General features: G+C 27.7%; 1 protein-coding gene and 1 pseudogene. One reads left to right on the forward strand and one right to left on the reverse strand.

The window, feature by feature from the left end; all coding sequences use genetic code 11:
* The first annotated feature begins 90 nt into the window (after nt 1-90).
* Nucleotides 91-933, forward strand: coding sequence for a ParB/RepB/Spo0J family partition protein (locus tag AMO08_RS02675; protein WP_075484885.1), 843 nt, complete (start codon nt 91-93; stop codon nt 931-933).
* On the opposite strand, the pseudogene AMO08_RS05765 reads toward AMO08_RS02675, so the two are convergent.
* A pseudogene (locus tag AMO08_RS05765) lies at nt 923-1,137 on the reverse strand (DNA polymerase III subunit delta); the annotation flags it as partial. The gene AMO08_RS02675 and the pseudogene AMO08_RS05765 overlap by 11 nt on opposite strands.

The following is a 1,137-nucleotide window of genomic DNA, read 5'->3' on the forward strand; positions in this document are numbered from 1 at the left end:
TTATGATAAAACTTGTCCAGGTAGTAAATCATATTTTAGTTTCACTGATGAATTTATAAATCAAGAATCAACATTGGGAAGTGCAGCTTAATGGATAAAGTTAAAAAGGGGTTAGGAAGAGGATTATCATCGTTGATAGGCGAAATAAGAGTAGAGCCTAAAAAAAATCAATTAGCTATAAGTGATTTAGTTCCAAACAAATTTCAACCAAGAAAAATATTCGATGTATCAAACTTAGAAGAACTAACAAATTCGATTAAAGAAAGAGGTATGATCCAGCCTATCATTGTAAGAAAATCAAATGATGATAAAACAAAATTCGAGATAATAGCTGGTGAGAGAAGATGGTTGGCAGCCCAAAGAGCCGGCCTACACGATGTTCCCGTAGTAATTACTGAAGCAGACGATTTAAAATCTTTAGAGTTTGCAATTGTTGAAAATGTTCAAAGACATGATTTAAATCCTCTAGAGGAAGCTCAAGGATATAAAAGATTAATTGATGAATTCTCTTATGATCAAGATAAGGTTTCAAAATTTATTGGCAAAAGTAGAAGTCATATAACGAATTCTTTAAGACTTTTAACATTACCTGATGATGTAATAAAATTAATTGAAACACAAAAATTAACAGCTGGTCATGCTAAAGTTTTGGTAGGTTTAAGTAATGCTAGTTTTGTAGCTGCCAAAATTATTGAAAAAAAGCTTTCTGTAAGACAATCAGAAAATTTTGTGAAAATTTTTAAAAATAAAAAAAATACATTACGAAAATCTAAAGATACGAACATTATTGCGCTAGAATTATCTATATCGAATAAAATTGGTTTAAATGTTGATATACAGAATACTAAAAGAAATAAAGGTAAAATTAGTTTTGAATATAAAGATTTAGAGCAACTTAATAAGATTATTGATATAATTAAATCTAATTATTAGGATCAGTCAAAGGTATTTCTAGAATGAAATCAGTAACAACCTGAAGTGAATTGCTCAAATTTTTTTTAATCTGAAGCTCTATATCATTTAACTTATAAATTAATTTTTTTAAATTTTCAGGTTTCCAAAGCATAATTTGTTTTCTTGTAATTTCTTTATCTTTCCAAAATATTGGTGGTTTTGCAGCTGATATTGTTTTTTTCA

It is taken from the genome of Candidatus Pelagibacter communis (genome assembly GCF_001180205.1).
GTDB classification, from domain to species: Bacteria; Pseudomonadota; Alphaproteobacteria; order Pelagibacterales; family Pelagibacteraceae; genus Pelagibacter; species Pelagibacter ubique_O.